The following is a 3,839-nucleotide window of genomic DNA, read 5'->3' on the forward strand; positions in this document are numbered from 1 at the left end:
CGGTGCTCCGGGAGACGACGTAGAGCGTCTCGCCGTCCAGGAACAGGCCGCCCGCGTCGGCGAAGCCGGTGGTGCCGGTGACCGTGTTGCGCTCGGCGCCGACGGTGCCGGTGTCCGGCGCGAACCCGCGCCAGAACAGCGTGCTCTGACCGGCCAGCGAGTAGTAGACCCGGCCCTTGGAGTAGAACATCGCGGTCACGTTCGGCAGTTCGGCGGAGAAGTTGCCGGTCATGCCGGCGTAGGTGGAGCCCTCCGGCGCGGAGCCGGTGACGACCAGGTCCCACTTCGCGTCGTGGTACGGGTCCAGCTTCTTCGCGGTGCCGAACTCGGTGCCGTCGAACGAGCGCTTGTAGAGGTCGCCGCCGACGCCGTAGAACAGGTCACCGCCGACCCAGAACGCGCCCTTGATGTTCGACCAGCCGGTGTTGTCGCCGTTCGGCACCGACATCGCGTTGCCGACCGAGGACGCGCCGTCGTACGTCCGCTTGGTGATGCTGTCCACCGTGGTGGACGGCGGCACCGGCGGCAGCTTGACGATCTCGATGGCCTGCACCAGCGGGTTCTCCAGGACGCGACCGAAGTCGATGTCGATGTTGCCGTCACTGGTGACCGGGAACGCCCGCATGGTGCCCCGGTTGGTTGCGCCGATCGCCGTGATCGGGTCGAAGTTGCTCAGCTTGACGACGCCGTCGATGCTGACGTTGAACTTGCGCTTGCCGGCGGTGGCGGTACCGGCGTAGCGGTTCGCCAGGTAGAGGCGCACCTGCACCGGCGTGCCGGCCGGAACCGGGAAGTCCCACTGCATGTCCGGCGCGGTCGACTCGTCCCACCGCTCCGAGTTGAACAGCTCCACCGGCGTGCCGGCCGGCACGGTGGCGTCGAGCGCGGCGTTGGTGGTGTAGCTGGTCACCTGGCTGCCGGTGTTGTGGTAGGTGCTCGGCGCGGCGGCGGTGTCCGCGGCCCAGGCCGGCCCGCTCGGCGCGGCCATCTGGTCGCCACCGGCGTTGACCCGGTAGAGCACGTCCGAGGCGTCCGGGGTGGGCGCGGTCTTGACGATCTCGATGCCGTGGACCAGCGGGTTCTGGACCACCCGGCCGAAGTCGATGTCGACCACGCCGTCGCTGACCAGGGAGATCGACTGCATCGTGCCGCGGTCGGTGCCACCGGCGGCCACGACCGGGTCGAAGTCGTTCAGCTTGAGCACGCCATCGACGCTGACGTCGAACTTGCGGTTACCCGGCTTGCTCGTGCCGGACCAGCGGTTGGCCATGTAGATCCGGACGTCGATCCGGGTGCCGGCCGCGACCGGGATGTCCCACTGCATGTCCGGCGCGGTCGACTCGTCCCACCGCTCCGAGTTGAACAGCGTGGCCGGCGTGCTCGCCGGCACGGTGGCGTCGAACGTGGCGTTCGTCGGGTACGTGGTCACGCTGTTGCCGGTGTTGTGGTACGGGCTCGGCGAGGCCTCGCTGTCGGCGGCCCAGTCCGGCCCGCCGTCGGTGGCCGGGATGGCCGGACCGCCGGCGTTGACCCGGTAGAGCACCTCGGTCTGCGCCGCGCGACCGGCCTGGTAGACGTTGCCCGGCAGGCCCTTGGTGCTGGTCGAGTGCGGGGCGTTGCCACCGGCCAGCGGGAAGAACGCGAGCCGCTTGCGCTGGTAGTCGAAGTCGCCGATGTACTCCTGGTCGCTGCCCAGCCAGAGCCCCTCCGGGGTCACCAGCATCTCGGTGACGCCGTAGCCGCGCGGGTGGCGGCCCGGGTTCCAGGACAGCGGCAGGCCGCTGACCGGGTCGAGGGCGGCGATGCTGGCACGCGGCACCGCGCCCGGTCCGGCCTTGTCCCGGGCGAGCGGGTTGTTCGACCAGCGGAAGTGGCCGCCGACGTAGATGGCCTTCTCGCTGATGCCGACGGAGAGGAAGGTGTCGCCGCCGCTGAAGTTCGTCCAGGTCGGCTTCTGGCCGGCGCCGGTGGCGTCGGTCTCCCAGCGGGCCGCGGAGTCACAGAGCGTGCCGGGGTAGGACGCGCCGGTGGTGACGACCACGAAGTACTTGCTGTCCGGGGAGAACTGGACGTCGCGCACCCACGAGTCGAACGCGGTGTACTTGCAGGCCGCGGCGTAGCTGTCGGTGTTCCAGTCGGCGATGGTCGCGGAGTTCTCACCGAGGTTGATCCGCACGATCTGGTCGTGCACGACGCCGTCGGCCTTCTTGAAGTTGCCGATGACCACGAGGTGCTTGCCGTCCGGCGAGACGGTGAACTTCTCCACGCCGACACCGGCCGAGGCCCCGTTGTTGGTCGGGGTCCAGTTGTGGTTCTCGGTCAGCGCCACGGTGAGGTAGTCGTCCACCGCGCCGGTGGTCGGGTTCAGCGAGGCCAGCCCGTTGCGGTTGGTCGTCGCGGTGACGGTGGTGAAGATGCCGCCGACGAGCAGGTGGCCGTCGACGAGCGCGATGTCGCTGACGGTGCCGTTGAACGCCGGGCCCTTGAACCCTTCGACGGGGGTGCCGTCGGCGACGTTCAGCAGCGCCAGCTTGCGGAAGTTCTTGTCGCCGACCTTGTTGAACTTGCCGGCCACGTAGACGGTGCCCGGGGTCGGGCCGGCGATGATGGCGGTGACGTCGTTGTCCAGCACCGGCGCGAACGCATTGTCGATCTTGCCGGTGGCCTTGTCGAAGGCGAGCAGCCCGCGCCGGTCGACCGGAGTGGGTGAGGAACCCCGGTTCTGCGCGTTGGTGAACGAGCCGCCGACGATCACCTTGCTGCCGGCGTCGTGGATGGCCACCACGTTGCCGTCGTTGATGTTCGGCGTCTTGTCCGAGGGCACCTCGCCGACCATCGTGCTGTGGTCGGGCGCGGGCGCGGTGGTCGGCGCGGCGAGCGCCGGCACCGGTGTGAACAGGGTGGCGATGCCGAGTACGGCAGCGCCGAAGGCGGACACCGAGCGGTGTCTCAGGATCGAGGAAGCCACAGGCTACTCCGGGGGGAATACGTCGGAGGCGCTGCGATCGTGGCCGGTGCCGACTTGAGGCGGGGCGTCACTCGACCGACCGCAGACGTGAGAGCAATACCTTCTCGCATTCGCCGGTCGCGCGTCCACCCGGGATCGGCCTTTTTGGCCGAGGAAACGGCCCGGGTCGCACGAAAAGACGAGCGACTATCACTCGCCGGACACGGAGGGTGTCCCTGAGGGGACGCTCAGGTCGGGCATCGGCGGCTGGAAGTACGGATCCGTCGCCATCTCCCGGAAGACCTTCTCGCTTTCCGGGTCGTCGCCGAACGTGCTGTCGTAAATCGGCTTCTGCGTCTGCTTCGCCGCGAAGTAGACCGCCGCCTTGATCTGCGGGTGCTTCTTCAGGTACGGCCCGACCTCGCGCATCCAGTCGGCGCGCTGGCCCGGACGCCCGTCCTGGGTCAGGCCGAACTCGCCGATGACGACCGGCCGCGGGTGCTTCTTGGCGAACGCCATGAAGTGGTCCATGCGGTTGGAGAAGCTGTTCCACTCCGGGCTGGGATAGACGTCGGCGCAGAGCCAGTCGACCTGGTCGTCGCCGGGGTAGTAGGCGGCGGCCCGGCGCTGCGGCTCGGCGAAGCCGTCCGCGTGCGGGCACCACACCCAGGCCGCGTTGGTGACGCCCATCTCCGTGAAGATGCCGCGGACGTGCTTCCACGCGGCGACGTAGTCCTCCGGCGAGTGCATGCTCGCGGCCAGGTTCGGCCGGTCCATCTCCCACCGGTAGCGCAGCAGCACCGGAACGCCGAACTCCTTGACGTCGCGCGCGCGTTCCCGGATCAGCGTGTCGTAGATGCCGCTGACCGTGGAGCGGGTGTCGGTGCCCTGC

Annotated in this window: 2 protein-coding genes; both read right to left on the minus strand. The window is 69.3% G+C overall.

Features of this window, described 5'->3' with window-relative positions:
* Positions 1–2,938 (minus strand): malectin domain-containing carbohydrate-binding protein (locus A8711_RS28380; RefSeq protein ID WP_255365712.1); only part of this gene is annotated, 2,938 nt, incomplete at its 3' end.
* A gap of 219 nt (positions 2,939–3,157) precedes the next feature.
* Positions 3,158–3,839: glycoside hydrolase family 26 protein (locus A8711_RS28385; protein ID WP_069089889.1), on the minus strand; the 682-nt coding region annotated here is incomplete at its 5' end.

Source organism: Micromonospora sp. II (assembly GCF_001709195.1).
Taxonomy (GTDB): Bacteria; Actinomycetota; Actinomycetes; order Mycobacteriales; family Micromonosporaceae; genus Micromonospora; species Micromonospora chalcea.